Here is a 22,355-nt window from a genome sequence, read left to right as displayed (position 1 = left end):
ACTGCATGGATGCAGAAGGTAGAGCAATGCAGGAGCAATTGCCGAGAACAACTAAATAGCGAATTTTTTGTCTTGCTATCAACACGTTTTTCCATCCTCAAAATAGATCACTTACTTATGCGGATTGGTATAATAATTTTATTAAAACAAAAAGTACTGAGGCTTATGGATTATTTAGCAGTAAAACACTCACACATGGCAATTGCTATGCTAAGCGTTATTTTATTTTACATCCGCTCTTTTTCGCGTATGGGCAGTGGCAAGCTTGCCAAAAATAAATTGGTTTTTATTGGTAGTCACAGCATTGACACTTTGTTACTTATTTCTGCATTTACACTCGTATTTATGGCCAAAATAAACCCATTTGAGCAACTATGGTTATTAGAAAAAATAGTGCTTGTGGTGATTTACATTGTGATAGGTATTATTAGCGTTAAACAAACGAAAACACTGCCTAAAATTATGTATGTGGCGGTTAATACGGTGGTCATTTTAGCAATAGGGTATTTAGCAACGGCTAAATCGCCACTACTTTTATAAGAATTTCTGGTTAAGAGTCGGTGCGTGTATAATTTTTTAGACACGCACAGCTCCCTAGACAAACGCTTTATTCTGCAAACGCCGCTCTGTATTTGCCAAATCCTTCACACTTTCACAAGCTACCGTGGCTGCCACTTTTTTGTAAAGCACATCACTATTCTTAATTTATAAGCCAAAGCTTTGCTGGATTGGTAACTATCCTTAAAATTAGGTAAACTATGCCTTCGTTTTTTAATAAATGTTGTAGTATTGATGACCACCCTCGGGTATGACGAACACGACGAATCTTATTTAGATGATACATATGATGAATTTACTCCACCGCCACTTTATCGGTGTATTAATGCAGAATCGAAATGGGACCCTCAAATAGACTTAGCACCTACTTTTTCTGTTTTAACTGACTTTGAACAGCAGATAAATGCATTGTGCGTTAAGCAAAAAGACCCTCACGATAGATTAGAAGCTTTACTCGATACTTTTTATAGCAAGTGGCTATTTAGTGCCTCAGGCTTAAAGGTGCCAGAGCATAAAATAAATAGTTTGAGTTACACACTCACCATGCGCAGCGGCTCTGTAACCACATTAGGAATTTTATTAACACACTTGCTTGAGCAAGCGCATTTAGACGCCAGTGTGTGTATTAATCAGGGCGATATTAGCGTGCATGTCGCTATAAGTGATGAAGAAGGCTACATTATTGAGCCGCGCAGTGGGCAACAAAGTTGGTACATCATTCCTGAAAATGCAGATGAAGAAAATGGCCAAGAGCAAGAGCCACTTGAACTTATCTATAACGATGAAGTTTATAAACTGTTTTTAGCGCAGCAAAAATGGTCGTTTATTAGCGAGAATAAATTTGGCCATGCTTTAGTTTGTGTTGAGTTGCTAATGGAGCTATTAGGCGATGACCCGTACGAGAGACGCGACAGAGGTTACTTACTCAACCAGTTAGATTGTCCTAAAATGGCACGCGATGATTTACAGTTTTTTATTGATGAGTGCCCGGACGATCCGGCAATCGAAATTATTCAGCATCAACTAGAAGAACTTGAAGATAATAATAAAACACACCATTAAGAATAGGAACAAATATGGCTGATACTCACACTGCATTAATTACTAATGATGCTGTTGTTCTGGGGTTGCTTGCTGTAATTTTAGGGTTTATTTTTAAAACCTCTAGCAGCGAAAACCCCAAACTAAAAGCATTTTATAAGTATGTACCGGCATTATTGCTGTGTTACTTTTTACCTTCTTTACTCAATACCTTTGGCATTGTTGATGGGCATAGCTCCAATATTTATTATGTTGCCTCGCGATATTTACTTCCTGCATGTTTAATTTTACTTACCATTAGTATTGATTTAAAAGCGATTATCAATTTAGGCCCCAAAGCACTCATTATGTTTTTAGTGGGAACGCTGGGTATTGTGATAGGTGGACCTTTATCAATTTTAGTGGTGAGTGTATTTAGCCCTGATTTAGTAGGCGGCCACGGCCCAGATGCTGTTTGGCGTGGTATGACAACGGTTGCCGGCAGCTGGATTGGTGGCGGCGCTAACCAAGCTTCAATGAAAGAAATGTTTGAAGTGGGCGGCGATATTTTCTCGGTTATGGTGACCGTTGATGTGATTGTGGCGAATATTTGGATGGCTGTTTTATTACTAATGGCCGCAAACCATAAAAAAATTGATGCCGCAACAGGGGCTGATACAACCGCTATAGAAGATTTAAAAAGCCGTGTTGAGCAATACCATGCACAGCATGCTCGCATGCCGACACTTAATGACTACATGACCATTATTGCCATAGCATTTGGTATAACAGGGCTCGCTCATTTTTGTGCCGACTTTTTAGGGCCGTTTTTTGCAAACAATTATGCGTGGGCTAAAGAGTACAGCTTAAACAGTAAATTCTTTTGGCTAATTGTTATTTCAACCACGATTGGTATTAGTTTATCATTTACTAAAGTAAGACAAATAGAAGCGTTTGGCGCATCAAAAGTTGCTTCGAGCTTTTTATATATTTTAGTGGCATCAATTGGCTTACATATGAACGTAACCGCTATATTTAGTAACCCAGGGTTATTTTTAATTGGGGCTGTTTGGATGCTAACACACGCAAGTTTAATGCTGATTGTAGCCAAAGTAATAAAAGCCCCGTTATTTTATATGGCGGTGGGCTCGCAAGCTAACGTTGGCGGTGCTGCGTCGGCGCCTGTGGTGGCTTCTGCGTTTCACCCTTCGCTTGCACCAGTGGGCGTTTTATTAGCTGTACTAGGGTATGGTGTAGGTACATATATGGCCTACATTTGTGGATTAATGATGCAAGCAGTTGCACCTTAAGGAATTTAAATGAACAACCAAGTAATTAATATTAATAACATTGAGCTGGCAAACGACAAACCATTTGTATTATTTGGTGGTATGAATGTTTTAGAGTCGCGCGATTTAGCAATGCGCATTGCAGAGCACTATGTAGAAGTAACGTCTAAATTAAATATTCCTTATGTATTTAAAGCCTCGTTTGATAAAGCGAATCGCTCATCAATAAATTCATACCGCGGCCCAGGTATGGAAGAAGGCTTAAAAATATTTGAAGAGATTAAAAATACCTTTAATATTCCGCTTATAACCGACGTGCACGAACCACACCAAGCTGCGCCTGTTGCTGAAGTGGTTGATGTAATTCAGTTACCTGCATTTTTAGCACGCCAAACAGATTTAGTAGTCGCTATGGCTAAAACGGGTGCCATTATTAATGTGAAAAAACCACAGTTTTTAGCACCCCATGAAATGCGTCATATCATTACTAAATTTAATGAAGCGGGTAACAACAATGTTGCACTGTGTGAGCGCGGCTCAAGCTTTGGTTACAACAACTTAGTGGTTGATATGCTAGGTATGGATGATATGAAAGCTATGGCACCGGTTATTTTTGATGCAACCCATGCGCTACAACGCCCAGGCGGGCGAGCAGACTCTGCTGATGGACGCCGTGCACAAGCTGCCGAGCTTGCTCGCAGTGGCATGGCATTGGGTATAGCGGGCTTATTTATTGAAGCGCATCCTAACCCTAATGAAGCAAAGTGTGATGGTCCATGTGCATTGGCACTTAGCAAACTTGAAGGGTACTTATCGCAAATGAAAGCGGTAGATGATTTAATTAAAAGCTTTGCACCACTTGATACAAGCGCAAGCGATTTATAATTTAACACCTATTTAGGTAATAGTTAAAAAGCGGCTTAGGTCGCTTTTTTTATTCCTTTAATATACACGCACAACGATGCTGTATATAATCTTACGCATAAGAAAAACTAATTCTAAGCTTGGTTACTATGTCAAGAAGAGTCCCTCCATTAAACGCACTTAAAGCTTTTGAAGCTGCGGCACGCCACTTAAGCTTTACTAAAGCAGCAGAAGAACTGTATGTAACGCAAGCAGCAGTGAGCCACCAAATTAAAACACTTGAGGAACATTTAGGCCTAAAATTGTTTTTACGTAAAAACCGCTCGTTGTTGTTAACTGAAGAAGGCCAAGGGTACTTTTTAGATATAAAAGAGATTTTTACGCAGTTAATAGATGCTACCGAAAAGCTACTTGCTCGCGGTGCAAAGGGGTCACTTACCGTAAGCTTAACTCCTAGTTTTGCGATTCAGTGGTTAGTACCTCGGTTAAGTTTGTTTAATGAGCTACACCCTGAAATAGATGTGCGTATAAAAGCGCAAGACCAAGATGAAAATTCATTAAGTGATGATGTAGATATTGCTATTTATTATGGCAGAGGGCATTGGAGCGGGGTTCAAACTTACAAACTACACACAGAGTATTTAGTGCCTTTATGCAGCCCGCTGTTATTAAGCGGTCATAAGCCGCTTAATGAGCCAAGTGATTTAGCTCAACACACGCTGTTGCACGATACCACACGGCGTAACTGGAAAACTTGGATGAAAACGGCGGGTGTACGCAACGTTCAAGTGAATCAAGGCCCTATATTTAGCCACTCATCAATGGTGCTACAGGCCGCGGTGCACGGCCAAGGGGTAGCAATAGGCAATAGTGTGCTTGCCAAACCCGATATAGATGCTGGTCGTTTAGTGATCCCGTTTAGTCACAGTTTAGAAAGCAAAAATGCGTATTACTTAGTGATCAGAGAGTCGCAAACAGAGCTGGGTAAAATAGTCTCGTTTAAAGATTGGATGCTCAGCTTGGTTGAACAAGAACAAGAGTATTAATAATGATTGAATGGTTTAAAAGCGCAACGCAGCCGGCTATTGCACAGTTTATATTTGCACATGGTGCAGGGGCTGGTTCAGATTCTGATTTTATGCAGCAGATGGCTAAACTCATTAGTGCGCAGGGTATTGATGTAGGTTTGTTTGATTTTGAATACATGCAAATTGCTAAACAAACACAAAAACGTAGGCCGCCAGAGCGAGCCCCTAAACTGTTAGCTTATTACGAGCAAGTACTAACACATGCGCAGCCTAATTTACCGTTATTTATTGGCGGCAAGTCGATGGGTGGGCGTATGGCATCTATGCTTGCCTGTACCTCTACTCAACCGATTGCAGGTGTATTAGCGTTTGGCTATCCGTTTCATCCACCCGGTAAGCCCGAAAAGTTACGCACCGAACACTTTGCAGACATACCTTGCCCGTTTTTAGTATTACAAGGCGAACGAGATACCTTTGGCACTCGCGAAGAGCTTAAAACGCTTTCTATGCCAAAACAGCCAAGCTTTGTATGGCTTAGCGATGGTGATCATTCACTCAAACCGCGTAAAAAAAGTGGAGTGAGCGAGCTTGAAAACCGCGAAACAGCGGCGCGTGAAGCAGGTAAATTTATAGCCAATAGAGTGGAGCAATTATGATTAAGTTATGTTTACTTACAGGCAGCTTTTTTTGCATGCTGTCGGTTATGTTAGGGGCGTTTGCCGCGCATGGCTTAAAAAGTCGTTTAACTGAGTATTCACTTGGGGTATTTAAAACCGCAGCTGAGTATCAAATGATGCATGGCCTAGCGCTTATAGCCGTAGCGATTTTAATTAAGTGGGGTATTAATTTAACTATGGCGGGTGGTTTTTTTATTGCCGGTACGCTGCTTTTTAGTGGCAGTTTGTATTTATTAGCCCTCAGCGGCATGAAGTGGTTAGGGCCAATAACCCCATTAGGTGGGTTATGTTTTATAATTGGTTGGGTTGTTATTTTAGTGCAAGTTGCACGATTTAAGTTTTAAAGAGTTTAAGGGTTAATATGTCTAGTGTTGTGATTTATTGTCGTAGTGGTTTTGAAAACGATGCGGCTGCTGAAATAACGTTTCATGCTGCCGAGCAAGGTTTTGCCGGCTATGTTAAAGCCAAACCAAATACCGGCTACGTGATTTATGAATGTTTTGAAGCGCAACACAGCGACGAAATAATCAAAAAGGTCGACTTTAAAAATATGGTATTTGCGCGCCAGTGGTTTGCAGGTACGTTGATTGAAAATATGCCGGTAGAGGACCGTGTGACGGCATTAAAAGAAGCCGCAAAGGATTTTCCATTGTGCAGTGAATTGCGTGTAGAAACCCCCGATACTAACGAAGGCAAAGAGCTGCTGACCTTTTGTAAAAAAATATCAACACCACTAAAAAAAGCACTTGAAAAACAAAACACGGTATTGCGTGAGCCAAAAGCAAACCGCCCAGTGATGCATGTACTATTTTTAGCCAATAATGCCGCGTATGTAGGGTATTCGTATAGCTATAATAATTCGCCATTTTTTATGGGTATTTTACGTTTACGTATGCCAAGTGATGGACCGAGCCGCTCAACGTTAAAACTTGACGAAGCCTTTAATGTTTTTATTCCTGAGAAAGAACGTGAAGAGCGAGTACAACCAGGCATGCGAGGGGTTGATTTAGGTGCTTGCCCTGGCGGTTGGACCTATCAATTAGTGCGCAGAGGCATGTTTGTGAGCGCAATAGATAATGGCCCAATGAACGATAGTTTGATGGAAACAGGCCAAGTTAAACATTTTAGAGCCGATGGTTTCAAATATCGCCCAGAAAAAAGAAATATTAATTGGTTAGTGTGCGATATGGTGGAAAAACCAACCAAAGTGACTAATCTAATGATTGACTGGGCAGTAAACGCATACGCCAAAGAGCTTATATTTAATTTAAAGCTGCCTATGAAAAAACGCTTTGATAGTGTTTATGAATGCCTGACGATGATCAAAGAAGAGCTTACTAAGTACGGTATAACCTATGAGTTGCAAGCAAAGCATTTGTATCATGATCGTGAGGAAATCACCGTTCATTTAAACGTTGTTAAGGTGCCCCAAAATTTGTATAGCTAAATCATAGAGGCATAAAAGTGGTATTAAATAATGTTTACAAATGGCTAGGATTACTTTTTTTATCACTTTTAATAGCCGGTTGCGGAGGCGGGGGCAGTGATGGTGACTCCTCAGACAGCGGTTCAACTGCTAATACTGCCCCTACCGTTAGTATTGATGTTAGCAGCAGTGTTATTGTTGCTAACCAAACCTTTACCATTACAGCTCAAGCAAGCGATAGCGACGGGCAGGTTTCTAGTTACCAGTGGCAGCAGCTATCGGGGCCTGAATTTACCTTTACAGCCAATGGCAACACACTCACGGTAACTGCCCCAAATGTAAATACTGACACTAATTTTAGCTTTTCGGTGCTAGTAACCGATAACGACGGGGCGACAACAGAGCAGGTGTTTTCAGGCACGGTTACTGTCCAAAACACGCCTCCTACGGTAAACATTACAGGCCCAAGCAGCGCACTGGCTAATACCCAAGTGAGTTTAACGGCTAATGCACAAGATATCGACGGCACGATTACCAGCATAGTGTGGGTGCAATCTGCTGGTTCCTCTATTGAATTTAGCCAAACCGAAGGTGTATTAAACTTTACTGCACCGAATGTGAGTGAAAACGAAACGCTAGGTTTTACTGTTACTGTAACTGATAATGCAGGAGGCACTGTGCAAGGCAGTGCAACGGTACTTATTACGCAATTAAACAGTGCGCCTAGTATTACCTTAGCAGGGCCTGAGGAGGCAATGCAAAATGAGTCAGTCACAATAACAGCCACTGCGCAAGACGACGATGGCACTATTAACGAAATAAGCTGGCAGCAAACAAACGGCCCCGTGGTCGAATTTACGCAAACAGAGTTTAGTATAACGTTTATTGCCCCCGTAGTTGCTCAAAATACTAATATTACCTTTCTAGCCACAGTTAAAGATAACGACGATGCAACTAACAGTGCCCAAAAAACAGTTGCTGTGGTGCCGCCAAATACTCCACCTGTAGCTGATGATGTAAGCCTTGAAGTGGAGTACAACTTAAGTGCTGAATTTAATTTATCAGTAAATGACATCGATGGGGATACGGTACAAATTATCTTTCCAGATGATTTAGAAGGGGCACAAGTGAGCGTTATTGATGCCCAAGCGCTGCGCTTTAGCTATACACCGCCTGTAAATAGTATTTCTGCAAAAAGCTATACCCTGATAGCCAGTGACGGTGAAGACAGCACTAATTTTTTACTTAATACGACAATTGTTGATACCAGCGCAGCAACGGTGACAGAAATAACACCTAATGGATCAGATGAACCGGTATTGGTTGACACCCCCCTTAGCATTACGTTCTCTGATGTAATGCGCAGTAGTTCGTTAACTGTTAATAGTAGCGCGGGTAGTTGTGAAGGCAGTATTCAGGTATCAAGTGATGATTTTGCAACCTGTGTGGCATTGAATTTAGAAAGTATCTCTGATGGGCCAGATGAAACGAATGAGTATTTTAAAAGCGTTAACCTAAGCGCTAATTTTTTAGAAAACACGCTATACAAAGTCCGCTTAACTGATCAGTTAGTAAATTTCTTCGGCACTGCTTCAATAGCTGGTCAAGTGAGTGAGTTTACTACGTCTACCCAAGATTTAAAAATAACTGAAATCATATCGGTTCAATTTACTAATGATACGCCCTGGGTTGAGATTTATAATGGCACTGGAGAGGCTGTTAATTTACAAAATTACTCATTAAAAACGCGCGCAATTAATATGCTTGATAGTTCAGTAAGCGCCGAGCAAGTATTTACTTTACCCAATAAAGTAGTAGAAAACGGCAGTTATATTTTACTGCAAAGCCGCTTTGGTGATGAATTTTTAGCCAGTGCGGCACTTAATAACCCTAAAATTGTGCTGGTGGGTAACCAAAGCGATGAACTACGTCCTTATTGGTATATAAATGGCTATGCAGAGCTATTAAACAGCGCAGCAACACAAACAATCGACTTTGTAAAATTTGGTAACTCTAACCAGCAACCAGTTAGTGCCGCGCAGTGGCAAGGCGGCAATGCGCCAGCAATGCAGGCTGAACAAGGGTCAAGTTTAAAACGAGTGCTTAATGCAACAGATACTAACCAAGCAGGCGATTGGTCTTACTCAGTTTTTAATACGCCTGCAGGGCAAAACGATGTTACCTGTGATACCGATACTGATTTAGATGGTATTCCAGATTGTGCTGAGCAAGAAGGCTCAACCTTTGGCGGGCTACCCTTATATGAATGGGGAGCACGTGAAAATCAAAAAGATATATTTATAGAAATTGATTATATGGACAGTACAGATCCAGGTATTACGCCACAGCGCATAGCACTTGAAAAAGTAGTGAGTGTATTTGCATCTAATGGTTACATGGTTCACTTTGATGTGGGCGATTTGTTTGATCAAAGCACGGGTATTTCTACCGCTAACTTTGATTTAGGGGGCGGTACAACCGTACCATTTAACAGCTACACGCCCTTTGAATATGATCAAGGCACAGCTAATTTATTTGCTTATAAAATGGAATATGCCGATACAACGCGCCGTCCGATTTTTCATTATTTATTAATGGCAAACAGTGGTAACGAAGACGGCAGCATTAGTGGCTCGGGTATTGCTGAAATAAATGGTAATGACCTAATGTTGACCATGGGCGGTTGGGGGTTATCGGTTGATGATCAAACATCACAAAATGTGACGAACAATTACCAAGCATCTACTATTTTTCATGAGTTAGGCCATAATTTAGGGCTTTACCATGGTGGCGATGAAGAAGTGAACTTTAAGCCAAACCATTTAAGCTCAATGAATTACTTATATCAATTAACGGGGCTTGCAAGCATAGGCAATAATGAAGGCGACCGTTATTACGATCGGTTTTATACCAATAATATTAATTGTGACCTTGTACCAAATACTAATAATCAAACGGGCTCGACAGATGACTTTATAATTGATTATTCAAACGGTAGTGCTGCAGATATAAATGAAAGTGCTATTGAAGAAAGCGCCGGGTTAAATAGACCAGGCTCCGAGGCAGTTGATTATAATTGCAATGCAATATTTGGTGATACATTGACTAACTTTGATGCAAACCAAGACTCGCAAATTACTGTACTTACCGACGCTGACGAGTGGGGCATGATCAACTTGCAGTTTTACTCGCAAAGTGCAGGCAATCGATTTGGTGTTGCCAATACAATGAGCCATAAACAGTATCAACAACAACGTGTTCAAGCTGTTTCTACTTCATTGCCTAGCTATATAAAAGAAGCAGCACCAAGCGAGGTTATAATCAACCAAATTAAAGCAATTAAAGAGCACTAAATGAGCTACCGATTTATAAAAGCAGTCCTCTTGCAAGGTGCTATTATTTGTTTTATCGCTGCGTGTAGCCAAAACGCCACACATAACACTGGTAAAAGCCATGATAGTGAATGGTTACTAACTGATGCACTTTATTATAATAACAAGCCAGTAAATTGGCAGCAAAGGCGTGTAAACGGGTGCAGCACGTGTTTAATACAAAAAGACTCTGTACTACAGCCCGAGGGCATAACGCGTTTTAATACGCTTTATAAAGAAGGTGAGTGGATTGCAGTGCAAGAGCAAAGCAGTTTAAATGTTATAAGGTTAAAACTGCCTTTGCACACCCCCTATTTGTATGTTGAGCAATTAGCAAACGGCGAGCTTAAACTATTTAATCAGCAGCATACTTATAAAACTAAAATAGGCGAAGTCATCAACATAACGTTTGAAAAGCAGTTATTCTCGATAGTGATCACTGCGTTTATTTTACAAGATGAAAAAAATGCACCACTACCAAGGCGCGCTAAATTAAATTACACAGCACTTAAATTGAAGTAGGTAAAATAAAAGCACCATAAGGTGCTTTTATTAATTGCTATAGTGTTATTTAGCCCACTCGGTATTTAGAGCGGTAATTATCTACCCACAAACGGGTAGCGCCACACACAGCAACGGGCATAACAATTAGGTTAATAAATGGGATTGCAGTGAGTAGCATAACAGCAAAGCCAAAGCCATAAGATAAGCCTTGCTTAGACTTTAAATCGTCTTTCATTTGTTTAAAGCCTACTTTATGGTTATCGAAAGCGAAGTCTTTGTATTGCACAGCATACATCCAACATGTAAATAAAACCCATAATACTTGGCCAATAACGGGTAAAATCCACAGCAAAATAAAAAAGCCAATAGCGCGGGGTAAGTAATAGCAAAGCTTTGTCCACTCTCTGCCTACCATGCGGGGTATGTCTTTAACTAAATCAGCAAAACCGTCGTCATTTATTTTTTGACCTGTTAAATAAAGCTCAACTTTTTCACTGAGTAAGCCATTAAATGGTGCGGCAATAAAGTTGGTTATTACGGTAAAAAGCATACTGTAGCTAAATAGTACAACAAGTATTGCTATAGGCCACATTAGCCACTCAAGCCAACTAAGCCACTCAGGTAACATGTTGTTGATATAATTAAAGCTGTCGCTTAGCCAACCAAATAAAAAGAAGAGTGAACTACCAAACAATAAAATATTAAGTAAAAGCGGGATAAGCACAAAGCGCTTAAGGCCTTTTTGGCTAATTAATTTAAAGCCCGAAAAAAAATATTCCATACCTTGTATGATCTGCACAGTAACCTCAAAAAATACTCATATCTGCATGCAGTATAATTAGACTGATAATTTTGAACAGCCTTTTTAAGTAACAAAGTGTTAAACCTGCAAAATTTTTAAAAAGTTGATGAATGCCTTAGTTGGATTGCTTTGTTAACAATGTTTATTTTTTGTTGCAAAACAATGTAGGCTTGACGCATACTAACACTGATATTTAGCTATTTTATTAAAAACAATTTCTTTAATCGTAATAATAAAACTCGCGTTGTAAGTTTTTTAACTATACTCACTTTAAATATACGAACTAAGAGCAGGAATTTATTGATGCACTGCTTTTTTAAAGTGCTTAATAATTTAATAGTACCTAGATGCATGGTGAAGTATGAATACTGCAAAACTAAAACAATTGTTATCTCACCAGCAGAATATATTATCTAAAATTGCGTTAGGTATAGCTTTAGATGATGTTTTACAAGATATTTGTTTAGCTATAGAGCAGATCATTGAAGACAGCTCGGCAAGGTGCTCTATACTTTCTTTAACGGGTAATCAGTTATTTCATCGTGCTGCCCCAAATATCGACGATGGATATTTAAAGGCAATAAATGGTTTATTTATAGGCCCTAACGTTGGATCTTGCGGCACCGCTGCTTATAAAAACGAACGAATTATTGCACCTGATATTAACCTCTCACCTTTATGGGAAGGTTTCAAAGAGTTAGCGCAAAGCTATGGTTTATACTCTTGTTGGTCATCCCCGATTGTGTCAACCACTGATGAAATATTAGGCACGTTTGCTATTTACCACGGCACCCCTAAAGCACCTACACAACAAGATTTAGAGCTTATTGACTATTTTGTACACTTTTCCAGCATAGCACTTGAAAAAAACGCAGAATCGCTAAAAGCTAGGCAGCTAGTTGCAGACCTGCAAAAAAGTAATGAAAAATTTAAAGCGTTTACGCAGGTGATGCCCGATCTTATTTTGATTTTGAACGAAGAGGGAGTCTATACCGATATTTATGGCACCTCGAATGATTTATTACTCGAATCATCGAATGATTTGGTTGGTCAAAGTGTAAAAGATTTGTTCCCTGTAAAAGATGCCGACATGATTATGGGGGTTATTAAAAAAACCATCCAAACTAATGAAATGCAAGTATTTGAGTACGATTTAAAAGTGCCTAAGGGCCACATTACCTTTGAAGGTAGAGCGGCCGCACTTAACAACTACCAGCCAGATAATCCAAAACTTAAACACGTAGTGTGGATGGCAAGAGATGTGACCCTACGCAAAAAAGCCGAGCAAGAAGTGCAGCGGCTTGCTTTTTTTGATCCTTTAACTGGGTTACCTAATAGGCGCATGCTCAGCGACAGCTTAAAAAAATGTGTAGAGCGTATTAAACGCAGCAACAAAACGGGCGCACTTTTGTTTTTAGATGTTGATAACTTTAAACGAATAAATGACTCACTAGGTCACGGCGCAGGCGATCAAGTACTAAAAGAATTGGCAAAACGTTTAAGTGGCGTATTAAGAGCATCAGATACGTTAGCGAGAGTGGGGGGCGATGAATTTATTATTTTACTCGAATACATTGGTGAGCATAATCACCAAGCCTGTGTTGAATCTGAAATAGTCGCAAAAAAAGTGCAAAGCGTGTTTAACGATAAGTTTTCAATTGGGGAGCTGGCATTTCAAGTGAGCTGTAGTATAGGCATTTGTTTAATCAACGAAGAGCACACAATCACCGATAACATATTAAAATTTGCAGATACCGCTATGTACCGCTCCAAAGAAAAAGGGGGAAACAGCTGCAGCTTTTATGATCCTAGGTTGCAAACATTACTTGAAAAACAAGCTGAATTAGAAACCGATATTGTAAGGGCCATTGCAAATAATGAGTTTTGTGCGTATTTTCAGCCGCAAATAAATATGCAAGGGAATTTAGTGGGTGCAGAGGCGCTGATTAGATGGATTCATCCAGAAAAAGGGGTTATCGCGCCCAACCAGTTTATACCCATAGCAGAACAATACGGTTTGCTCCAAAAACTGCAAAATATAGTGCTTCGTAATATTTGTAGCCTTATCAATCAACTTAGTCAAAGCAATATGATAGAAGAGCACTTTAGTGTATCTATAAATATTAGCCATATACAGTTTAATTCGTCGCAGCTTACCCGTGAGCTATGCTCTACAATTAAAGAGTTCAACATAAAGCCACAACACATAAAACTTGAGATCACAGAAACCATGTTGTCGGGTGATATAAACAGCACAATAAAACAAATGGCTGAACTACAAGAACGTGGATTTGTGTTTTCAATTGACGACTTTGGCACTGGCTATTCGTGCTTAGCACATTTAAATGCCTTCCCTGTTCAGGAAATAAAAATTGATAAAAGCTTCATTGATAAAATTTTAGATAAAGGCAAAGGCTTTAATATTGTTAATACGATTATAAGCCTTGGTAAAAGTTTAGATATTACTGTGGTCGCCGAGGGTGTAGAGCAAGAGGCGCAGTTTGAGCTACTAAACTTGCTAAATGCAGATTGCATACAAGGCTACCTAGTTGCAAAGCCAATGAACAGCAGCAATTACCTTAAGTGGCATGCCCATCAATTAAAAAAGCAAAGCCTAAGTGCTTAGTAGCCTGAACGTTGTTTGCGCTCATTTAGCTAACGTTTTAATAAATCTATTTTTACCTTATTAAAACATTTTGTTTAAACAACACTAGGAACACATGTCGTAAATATATATTATGAACTTATTATAATGAGTCAAAATAAAAAATGGACGACAAGAGATGCAGTTAGTCGAATTAACCCCTAAGGATCCTGATGTAGTTAATGTGTTTGCAGATATAGATAGACTGATAAACTCGTTATATCCGGTGGCTACAGCCCAATCTCTTAAAATAGAAGAATTAAATAAAGACAACGTTTACGCAATTGGTTTAAAAAATGAAGATGGCATTATTGCTTGTGGTGCTATTGTTAAGCAAAATGACGGTACGCTTTATGGCGAAATAAGGCGCTTGTACGTTAAACCGAGTTACCGAGGTAGAGGCTTTTCAAGACGTATCATGCAAAACTTGCTGCATTATGCCGGCGAAACAAAAATTCCACTCATTCGTTTAGAAACGGGCCCTAAGCAAACCGAATCAATTAGTTTATACGAGGATTTAGGTTTTGAGCGCTGTGCAAGCTTTGGCTCGTATAAAGATAACCCACAAAGTGTATTTATGGAGCTTGGTCTAAGCCCTGAGCCAAAATAAAATTGCTGATTTATTCCTTGCGCCTGCCCTTTAATGTGGGCGCAAAAAATACTTCACTGTTTTTCATTGCGCTGTTCGTATAAAATTCGCCATGTAAGTTTTAATCTGCATTTAGCACTTCATAAGTGAGAATTTTATCTTTTTTAAAAGTAGCCCAAAACCAATGAGCGATTTAACAGTAGTAACCCACAGCGGTAATTTCCATGCCGACGATGTGTTTAGCATTGCGGTACTTAAGCATGTATTGCCTGCCTTTAACTTAGTACGAACCCGCGATAAAGCCATAATAGAAAGTGCCGATATTGTTGTTGATGTAGGTGGCGAATACAACCCTGACACAGGACGCTTTGATCACCACCAACGCGGCGGCGCAGGCGAGCGCGAAAATGGCACGCCATACTCGTCATTTGGCTTAATTTGGAAAAAGTATGGTTTAGCACTGTGTGATAATAACCAAGCGGTGGCTGATAGAGTAGACACTGGTTTAGTCTCTACTATTGATGCAATAGATTGTGGTTACGTTAAAGGTGTGGTTGAGGGCATAACGCTTAGCCAAACGCTTTCTATGTTTAATCCAACATGGGAAGAGGAAGGCAACTTTGATGAATGCTTTGATGAAGCCGTTGAGTTTGCAGCGCGTTTATTAACCCGTTTTATTGCCTCAGCAAAGGGAAGCATTAACGCCAAAGATATTGTTGCAAAAGCAATAGAAGAGGCAAAAGATCCCCGCGTGATTATTTTAGAAAAATACACACCATGGAAAAAAACAGTACACCATTTATCAAGCGACGCTTTATTTATGGTTTACCCTTCGCAAAACGGCCAATGGATTATTCAAACTGTACCAGTAGAGCTTGGCTCGTTTGAAGACAGAAAGTCACTGCCTAAAGCGTGGGCTGGTTTATCGGATGAAGAGTTTCAAGCTGAAACAGGCTTAGACGACGCTGTATTTTGCCACAACGGTTTATTTATAGCCGGTACTAAATCGTTCGAAAGTACAATGAAGCTGGCTGACGCGGCCTTGGCCGAGTAACTTGTTTTGCTTAAATATGGGTAAAGAGTCTTTTACCCATATTTCACATTATATTTTAGCTAAGTAACTAATTTGCAGTTACTTAGGGTTATTATGTTCTTGTTATTTAAATTACGTGAGGTTTTATGTTTGAAGTAAAAACTATCGCGCTATTTATTATTACCGCCCTTGCTGAAATTATTGGTTGTTACTTACCTTATCTTTGGCTTAAAGAAGATAAATCCATATTCCTTTTAATACCTGCAGCAGTCAGTTTAGCGCTATTCGCGTGGTTGCTAACGTTACACCCAGCAGCCGCTGGACGGGTGTATGCCGCGTATGGCGGCGTGTACATATGTGTGGCTTTACTGTGGTTATGGGCTGTTGATGGCGTAAAACTTACAATGTGGGATTTAGTGGGCGGGGCGGTTGCCTTACTGGGTATGGCTATTATTATTTTTGCGCCTAAAAGCGCTTAAAAAGTAAGTCATATTAAAGGTGAAAAACGCCTTACAGGCTACTGCTGTTAACGCATATATCGCTCAATTAAATTGCCAACTACTTTTTTATAAGTAAGCGTTAAAGCTGGATTGTCTATTAAACTTGTTTGTACAACATGCCCGGTATATAAGCCATAAAACTCATACGCAAAAATACTCGGCTCATTGTCTTGGCTAAAGTAGCCTTGTGCTTGGCAGTTAACTGCAAGTTTAGTGAGGTAGTTAATCATTTTTAAGTGTTGGTCTTGCATAAACTGCCTTACCAAACAATTGGGGCTCGCTTTAAATTCTACCGACGCTTTAATGAGCGGGCAGCTTGCCTGCTTACCAGGCGATACCGTATCTAAAAAATTGAGCCACTCAAGCCAGCGTTGCTGAAAATTATTTAAATGAATTAACGCATCTTCATCAACAGATATATCAACAACCTGTTTTCTAAACTCTTCTTCGGTGTAGGCCAAAATAGCCACTTGCATATCTTCTTTATTGGCAAAGTGTGAGATTACCCCAGTACGCGACATGTTAGTGACTGCCGCTATTTTCCCTATCGACAAGCTATATAAACCATGTGCAGCCGCATAGGTCATTCCTTTGTGCAGTATATTGCGCTTAGTGCTCTCACTTTTTTTCATTGTTAATCCATAAAGCGTGTTATTTGGTCGTACACGTATTGGCTTTTTAAAATGCGTACGTGCCCAAGCTCCTGTGTGGCCACAAGTGTTGCGGGTGTGTTCTCAGTCAATAATTTTATTGCTTCAAAGCTTGCCACTGAGTCATTTTTATCATGAATAAACAACATGTTTTCGTTTATTTTATTTTTAGAATGGTCAGGGTGAAGGTTTTGCCAGTTAATACCATATTTGTCTGACACCTTATTAAGCATGTTTTCTAGCATGAGCTCAGAAATCCCCACTTGCCTAACTTTTGCAAACATGGCTTCAAATATTTGTGCAGGGGCAGAGATAAACACAATTTTTTTATTTTCTAAATAATGAGGCGCTAAGTTTAACAAAGCAACACCGCCCATAGAGTGTGTAACGACTCTATTAATGGTAATGTTTTGCCCATTAAAGTACTCAAAAGCCGCTGTTAGACCCTGCATATACCCGTATAAGTGCGAGGTATTGCCGTACGAATAGCCATGGCCTATGTGATCAATTGAGTAAACATTAAAGCCTTTTTCAAGTAGTTCGTCTATTAAAGCAGTAAACCGATTAGTGCTGTCGGCCCAGCCATGAGATAAAAATACCGTTTTAGTGTTTTCGGCTTGGCTAAAATAGTACAGGTTTACTGCACCAAGCTCGGTAGTAAGCTTAATATTAATTGGCTGTATACATGTTCTAAATTCGTATTGGCGTCGGCTATGCGGATTACAAAATACCTTCATGGCAAGGCGGGCACTAAGTTTAGGAAATGTTTTGGTCAGACCAAAAGTGGCAGCCTTTGTTATTTTAGAAAATTTAGGTGGCTTGTTTTGATTAAAATAAATTTGTTTCATGTTTATACCAAATAAGTACAGTTGTTCTATTTTATATTAAAAAAGTACAGCTGTACTTATTTTTTAGCTGTGTTGTCAGCTTGCTTTTCTAAAGGCGGTTAGCTGTAAAAAGCTATGGTGTAGGTGTTTTTTCTCAACACTAAAAATCACTCGTTACGAGTAAAAATACTTGTTGGACTTAACAGTCTATTTTTCTTTTAATGCGCGCAGCTCGCCGAACCGGCATTCATTAAACAAAAGAGAAAGATAAATGAAAGAGACAACATCACTAGAACAAGCTCGCACGAGTTACAATGTTCGTCATTGGAGCCAAGGTTTTTTGGTATTAATGATCAAGGTGATGTGTATGTTGCCCCAAAGGCTCACGCCCCAGAGCAAACTATTGCACTAACAGATATTGCAAAACAACTTCAAGAAAAGGGCTTGAGCTTACCGGCTTTAGTGCGCTTTCCACAAATTTTACATCATCGTGTGCACAGTTTATGTAGTGCGTTTAATACCGCGATTGAAAACTATGGTTACCCAAAAGATTACTTATTAGTTTACCCAATTAAAGTAAACCAACAGCGCGAAGTGGTTGAAGAAATAGTAGCAAGCCAGGCTGAATTAGAAAAAAAACAATTAGGGCTTGAGGCCGGCAGTAAACCAGAGCTATTAACCGTTTTGGCAATGGCAGAAAAAACCAGTGCGGTGATTGTATGTAATGGTTACAAAGACAAAGAATACGTACGCTTGGCCCTTATTGGCGAAAAATTAGGCCATAAAGTATACATAGTGCTTGAAAAGCTTTCTGAGCTCGACATGGTACTTAGCCAAGCAAAAGCGCTAAATGTTAAACCACGCATTGGCATTCGTGTACGTTTAGCATCGCAAGGCAAAGGGAAGTGGCAAGCAAGTGGCGGTGAAAAATCTAAATTTGGTTTATCAGCGTCGCAAGTACTGCATGTAGTGAATCGTTTAAAAGACGCAGGTCAACTTGATTTAATGCAACTAGTGCATTTTCACTTAGGCTCGCAAATGGCAAACATTCGCGATGTGCGCTTAGGTGTAAGCGAAGCCGCGCGCTTTTACTGTGAGCTACGCAAATTAGGTGCACACATTGAGTGCCTTGATGTTGGGGGTGGTTTAGCGATTGATTACGATGGTACGCGCAGCCAATCGCATAACTCTATGAATTACAGCTTAGCTGAATATGCAAATAACATTGTGTACACCATTGGTGATACCTGTAAGCAGTACGCGCAGCCCATGCCGACGATTATTTCTGAGTCGGGGCGTGCACTAACGGCGCATCATGCAGTGCTTATTTCTAATGTTATTGGTACTGAAAGTTACACTCCAGAGGAGTTAGTAGCACCAGTGGCAGATGCACCTCTGTTATTAAAAAACATGTGGGCATCGTATGTGCAATTAACCGGTTTAACGGATGACCGTGCACTGATTGAAATTTATCACGATAGCCAAGGTGACTTAGCAGAGGCGCATAACCAATTTGCACTGGGGCTTTTAGATTTAACGCAGCGTGCGTGGGCAGAGCAAGTTAACTTACGTATTTGTTATGAGCTTAACAAAAACATGGATAACAAAAACCGTTTTCATCGCCCAATTATTGACGAGTTAAATGCGCGTTTAGCCGATAAGTTTTTTGTAAACTTTTCGCTTTTTCAATCATTGCCTGATGCGTGGGGGATTGATCAAGTGTTTCCGGTATTGCCATTAAGTGGCTTAACCGAAGCACCAAAAAAACGTGCGGTATTACTTGATATAACCTGTGATTCAGATGGCGCACTCGAGCACTATGTTGATGGTCAAGGCATTGAAAGCACATTACCCGTGCCTGAGTACAGTGTAGATAAACCTTACTTAATGGGCTTTTTCTTAGTGGGAGCGTATCAAGAAATTTTAGGTGATATGCACAATTTATTTGGCGATACGCACAGTGCTATTATCAATATGGATGAGCAAGGTGTTGCCAGTATTAGCGAAATAAATCAAGGCGATACGGTGGCCGATATGATGCGCTATGTGCATTTAGATGTTGAGAGCTTTCAACAGTCGTACGCGCAGTTAGTGTCTGCAAAAATAGATAAAAATGAACAGCAAAGCGTTTTAGACGAGTTGCAAAACGGCCTTAATGGCTACACTTATTTAGAAGAGTTATAAGTAATGTCTAGCTTGTTTGGTCATGTTGAACACTCATTGTATTCAAACGGGATGACGTTTTTACGTCGTCCTATGGTGCAAAATATTAACGCAATAGATGCGGATGTCGTTGTTCTGGGGTTACCTTTTGATTTAGCAACATCGGGCCGCCCTGGTGCACGCTTAGGGCCAGATGCAATACGACGTGCGTCGGTGCATTTAGCCTGGGAAGACACTAAATACCCGTGGACATTCCCTTTATTTGAGCGGTTAAGCGTTGCCGATGCCGGAGACTTTACTTATCCGGTAGGCGATCCGGAGTATTTTACGGCACAGTTAGAAATGGCCGCAGAGCAAATACTTCGCCAAGGTGCAACGCTGTTAGGCCTTGGGGGCGATCACTTTGTAACGCTTCCGCTATTGCGCGCACATGCAAAGATACATGGTAAAATGGCACTGGTTCATTTTGATGCGCACACTGATACGTACAGCAATGGCTCGCGTTTTGATCACGGCACTATGTTTTATCATGCACCGATGGAAGGGCTGATTGATGTAGAGCACAGTATACAAATAGGTATTCGCACCGACTTTGACCAATCAAAGCATGAGTTTGCAGTGATTGATGCAATGCAAGCTAACGATTTGCATGCCAATGAAATAGCAGCGCAAATACGTGAGCGAGTAGGCGATTTACCCGTTTACTTAACGTTTGATATAGATTGTTTAGACCCTGCATTTGCACCAGGTACAGGTACTCCCGTGTGCGGCGGATTAACATCTGATAAAGTGCTTAAAACATTGCGCGCGCTTAAAGGTATAAATATAATCGGAATGGATGTGGTAGAAGTATCACCGTCGTACGACCAAAGTGAGCTTACTGCTATTGCTGCAGCAACCATTGCCAGTGAATTATTGCATTTGTGGACACATAAAAATAAGTATTAACGCTATAAGAGAGCACTACAAAAAAGGTATGGGCAGGCATACCTTTTTTATTTTAAAGATACCGATTATTTAGTAATTTCTTTTAACCAAATAAAACTTAATCCAATAAGCGGCAGGTTAGTAGTTACTGGGTTAAATGCTTCAATAAGTAATTGTGGCTGCATTGCTACTACAGCGAGTAAAAGGCCAATCAACGCTACGATATTTAAAATAACGATATGCTTATGTTTATAAAATACCAATAAACACAAACCAAATATAATTTCGCCAACACCCGCCGAACGTGTAATTAAGTCAGACACTTGTGCTGAAAAACCTGCACTGCCAGTCATCAATTTTTCAAGTGGTGCAATATGATACAGCTTTGGGAAAAAGCCGTGGTATATCCAACTAAGCCCCACAATATAGCGGGCAAGTTGGATATAAATCGTGTTATTTTCTGGCATTATCAATGCGCTCTTGTGCACTTGGGTGGCTTGATAGGTATTCGAGCAAATTATTCACCTTTTCAAGGTGCTCATTTTCACTTGTATGGGCACTTTGCAGTGCTTGTATGGCATCGGCAAAATCATTGCTCGAATAACCCAAATGCTCAAGTTGAATGAGCGCATAGCTATCTGCCTCACGCTCCATATCACGCGAAAACCCTTGCTGTGCAAAGGTAGCACCGGTGCCAAGTGCCACTTCTGCTATGCCTTCTAAGTCGCCAAATATCACAGCAAGTACAATGGTACTGGCTGCCGATTGCGCGGTCATGCGTACACTATGCTGGTGGACTACATGACCAATTTCGTGAAGTAATACCGCTTTTAACGCGTTGGGTTTATCAGCTAATAAGTTAGCTAATTCATCAGTGACCACTATGCGCCCGTGAGGCATTGCAAATGCATTCGCTCCAAAGGCCTCTGATTTATAAAACGACAACCTATAAATAGATGGCTCAAGTGAGAGTTCATTAAGCATGGTATTAAAGTATTGTTGTACTTTAATTTGTTGCTCATTAGGCAATTCGCTTTCATCAAGTGCTAGCTTTTCAATTATGGTAAAGCTTTGTTCACCCATCTGCTCTACAACACTACGCGGCAGAGTATCAACACTATAAACGGCAATAGTGGGCACAACTTTATAAAGCATTAGCCACATAAAAAGCGGTGTAAAAATAACAGCCGCGATAATGGCCCATTTACTTTTTTCAAGGCGCTCGAGTCTATCGAGTTTATTCGTTTTAAAAGGCCAGCGATAATTTACATCAGTAGGAATAAAGCGGCTACCATCATTAAAACACAGTTCGTCAGCAAGACCGGCAAGCCCTGGGGTGAGTGTTATATCGCTTATAGCGTAGCTTGAAATAAGCTGATCATCATGGCTAATTGCAACTAAGGAGTCGCCAATATTAGCGACTCCTTGTTGATAATTGCTTGATGCCTTGGGGAAGTAATGTCCCTGTACGTGCATAATTAGC

Annotated in this window: 20 protein-coding genes and 1 pseudogene; 16 read left to right on the top strand and 5 right to left on the bottom strand. The window is 40.3% G+C overall.

Annotated elements, in window-relative coordinates; translation table 11 throughout:
- Window positions 1–165 precede the first annotated feature (165 nt).
- The 10 genes from AN393_RS17925 to AN393_RS17880 all read left to right on the top strand — a co-directional run bounded on the left by AN393_RS17925 (window position 166) and on the right by AN393_RS17880 (window position 10,755).
- Window positions 166–540: a SirB2 family protein gene (locus tag AN393_RS17925; RefSeq protein WP_055018790.1), complete on the top strand. Its 375-nt coding sequence runs from the start codon at window positions 166–168 to the stop codon at window positions 538–540.
- 252 nt (window positions 541–792) lie between these two features.
- Entirely contained in the window at window positions 793–1,620 is an 828-nt protein-coding gene (locus tag AN393_RS17920; protein ID WP_055016473.1) for a tetratricopeptide repeat protein, read from the top strand.
- A 14-nt stretch (window positions 1,621–1,634) separates the two neighbouring features.
- Window positions 1,635–2,888, top strand: a complete 1,254-nt coding sequence (locus AN393_RS20255; RefSeq protein WP_055018789.1) for a DUF819 domain-containing protein — start codon at window positions 1,635–1,637, stop codon at window positions 2,886–2,888.
- A 9-nt stretch (window positions 2,889–2,897) separates the two neighbouring features.
- Complete coding sequence (kdsA, locus tag AN393_RS20250; protein WP_055018788.1) at window positions 2,898–3,752, top strand: 3-deoxy-8-phosphooctulonate synthase; 855 nt, start codon at window positions 2,898–2,900, stop codon at window positions 3,750–3,752.
- A 128-nt stretch (window positions 3,753–3,880) separates the two neighbouring features.
- On the top strand, window positions 3,881–4,777 hold the full coding sequence (locus tag AN393_RS17905) for a transcriptional regulator GcvA (protein ID WP_055016476.1): 897 nt from the start codon (window positions 3,881–3,883) through the stop codon (window positions 4,775–4,777).
- Window positions 4,778–4,779: 2 nt separating this feature from the next.
- Window positions 4,780–5,415 (top strand): alpha/beta family hydrolase, encoded by a 636-nt coding sequence (locus tag AN393_RS17900; protein WP_055018787.1) that lies wholly within the window; start codon window positions 4,780–4,782, stop codon window positions 5,413–5,415.
- Window positions 5,412–5,780 (top strand): DUF423 domain-containing protein, encoded by a 369-nt coding sequence (locus AN393_RS17895; RefSeq protein WP_055018786.1) that lies wholly within the window; start codon window positions 5,412–5,414, stop codon window positions 5,778–5,780. Before AN393_RS17900 ends, AN393_RS17895 begins: the two co-directional genes overlap by 4 nt.
- A gap of 17 nt (window positions 5,781–5,797) precedes the next feature.
- Window positions 5,798–6,883, top strand: a complete 1,086-nt coding sequence (gene rlmM, locus AN393_RS17890) for a 23S rRNA (cytidine(2498)-2'-O)-methyltransferase RlmM (RefSeq protein ID WP_055018785.1) — start codon at window positions 5,798–5,800, stop codon at window positions 6,881–6,883.
- Between the two features lie 17 nt (window positions 6,884–6,900).
- A complete protein-coding gene (locus tag AN393_RS17885; protein WP_055016480.1) occupies window positions 6,901–10,215 on the top strand; it encodes a PKD domain-containing protein in 3,315 nt (1,104 codons plus the stop codon).
- The gene (locus tag AN393_RS17880) at window positions 10,216–10,755 is read left to right on the top strand and encodes a hypothetical protein (RefSeq protein WP_235576216.1); all 540 of its coding nucleotides are present in this window, start codon (window positions 10,216–10,218) and stop codon (window positions 10,753–10,755) included.
- Window positions 10,756–10,804: 49 nt separating this feature from the next.
- Here the strand turns inward: AN393_RS17880 and cysZ are convergent, their stop codons facing one another.
- Window positions 10,805–11,518, bottom strand: coding sequence for a sulfate transporter CysZ (cysZ, locus tag AN393_RS17875; protein ID WP_200909050.1), 714 nt, complete (start codon window positions 11,516–11,518; stop codon window positions 10,805–10,807).
- A 382-nt stretch (window positions 11,519–11,900) separates the two neighbouring features.
- On the opposite strand from cysZ, the gene AN393_RS17870 reads away from it, so the two are divergent.
- The 4 genes from AN393_RS17870 to AN393_RS17855 all read left to right on the top strand — a co-directional run bounded on the left by AN393_RS17870 (window position 11,901) and on the right by AN393_RS17855 (window position 16,284).
- Entirely contained in the window at window positions 11,901–14,165 is a 2,265-nt protein-coding gene (locus AN393_RS17870; RefSeq protein WP_055016481.1) for an EAL domain-containing protein, read from the top strand.
- Window positions 14,166–14,322: 157 nt separating this feature from the next.
- Window positions 14,323–14,793 (top strand): GNAT family N-acetyltransferase, encoded by a 471-nt coding sequence (locus AN393_RS17865; RefSeq protein WP_055016482.1) that lies wholly within the window; start codon window positions 14,323–14,325, stop codon window positions 14,791–14,793.
- Window positions 14,794–14,956: 163 nt separating this feature from the next.
- A complete protein-coding gene (locus AN393_RS17860; protein WP_055018784.1) occupies window positions 14,957–15,826 on the top strand; it encodes an MYG1 family protein in 870 nt (289 codons plus the stop codon).
- A gap of 125 nt (window positions 15,827–15,951) precedes the next feature.
- Complete coding sequence (locus AN393_RS17855; protein WP_055016484.1) at window positions 15,952–16,284, top strand: YnfA family protein; 333 nt, start codon at window positions 15,952–15,954, stop codon at window positions 16,282–16,284.
- A gap of 47 nt (window positions 16,285–16,331) precedes the next feature.
- On the opposite strand, the gene AN393_RS17850 is transcribed toward AN393_RS17855, so the two are convergent.
- Window positions 16,332–16,937, bottom strand: coding sequence for a TetR/AcrR family transcriptional regulator (locus tag AN393_RS17850; RefSeq protein ID WP_055018783.1), 606 nt, complete (start codon window positions 16,935–16,937; stop codon window positions 16,332–16,334).
- Between the two features lie 2 nt (window positions 16,938–16,939).
- Complete coding sequence (locus AN393_RS17845; RefSeq protein WP_055018782.1) at window positions 16,940–17,803, bottom strand: alpha/beta hydrolase; 864 nt, start codon at window positions 17,801–17,803, stop codon at window positions 16,940–16,942.
- Window positions 17,804–18,053: 250 nt separating this feature from the next.
- Here AN393_RS17845 and speA point away from each other — a divergent pair.
- A pseudogene (gene speA / locus AN393_RS17840) lies at window positions 18,054–19,966 on the top strand (biosynthetic arginine decarboxylase).
- A 3-nt stretch (window positions 19,967–19,969) separates the two neighbouring features.
- Window positions 19,970–20,893, top strand: coding sequence for an agmatinase (speB, locus tag AN393_RS17835; RefSeq protein WP_055018781.1), 924 nt, complete (start codon window positions 19,970–19,972; stop codon window positions 20,891–20,893).
- Window positions 20,894–20,958: 65 nt separating this feature from the next.
- Here speB and AN393_RS17830 read toward each other — a convergent pair whose 3' ends face one another.
- Together AN393_RS17830 and AN393_RS17825 are read right to left on the bottom strand one after the other, a co-directional pair.
- Complete coding sequence (locus AN393_RS17830) at window positions 20,959–21,339, bottom strand: DoxX-like family protein (RefSeq protein ID WP_152968291.1); 381 nt, start codon at window positions 21,337–21,339, stop codon at window positions 20,959–20,961.
- Entirely contained in the window at window positions 21,326–22,348 is a 1,023-nt protein-coding gene (locus tag AN393_RS17825; RefSeq protein ID WP_055018780.1) for a M48 family metallopeptidase, read from the bottom strand. Before AN393_RS17825 ends, AN393_RS17830 begins: the two co-directional genes overlap by 14 nt.
- Window positions 22,349–22,355: the final 7 nt, after the last annotated feature.

Source organism: Pseudoalteromonas sp. P1-25 (assembly GCF_001401805.1).
In the GTDB taxonomy this organism is placed as follows: domain Bacteria; phylum Pseudomonadota; class Gammaproteobacteria; order Enterobacterales; family Alteromonadaceae; genus Pseudoalteromonas.
Note: the sequence above shows the minus strand (reverse complement) of the source record. Positions and strands in the feature narration are given on the sequence as shown.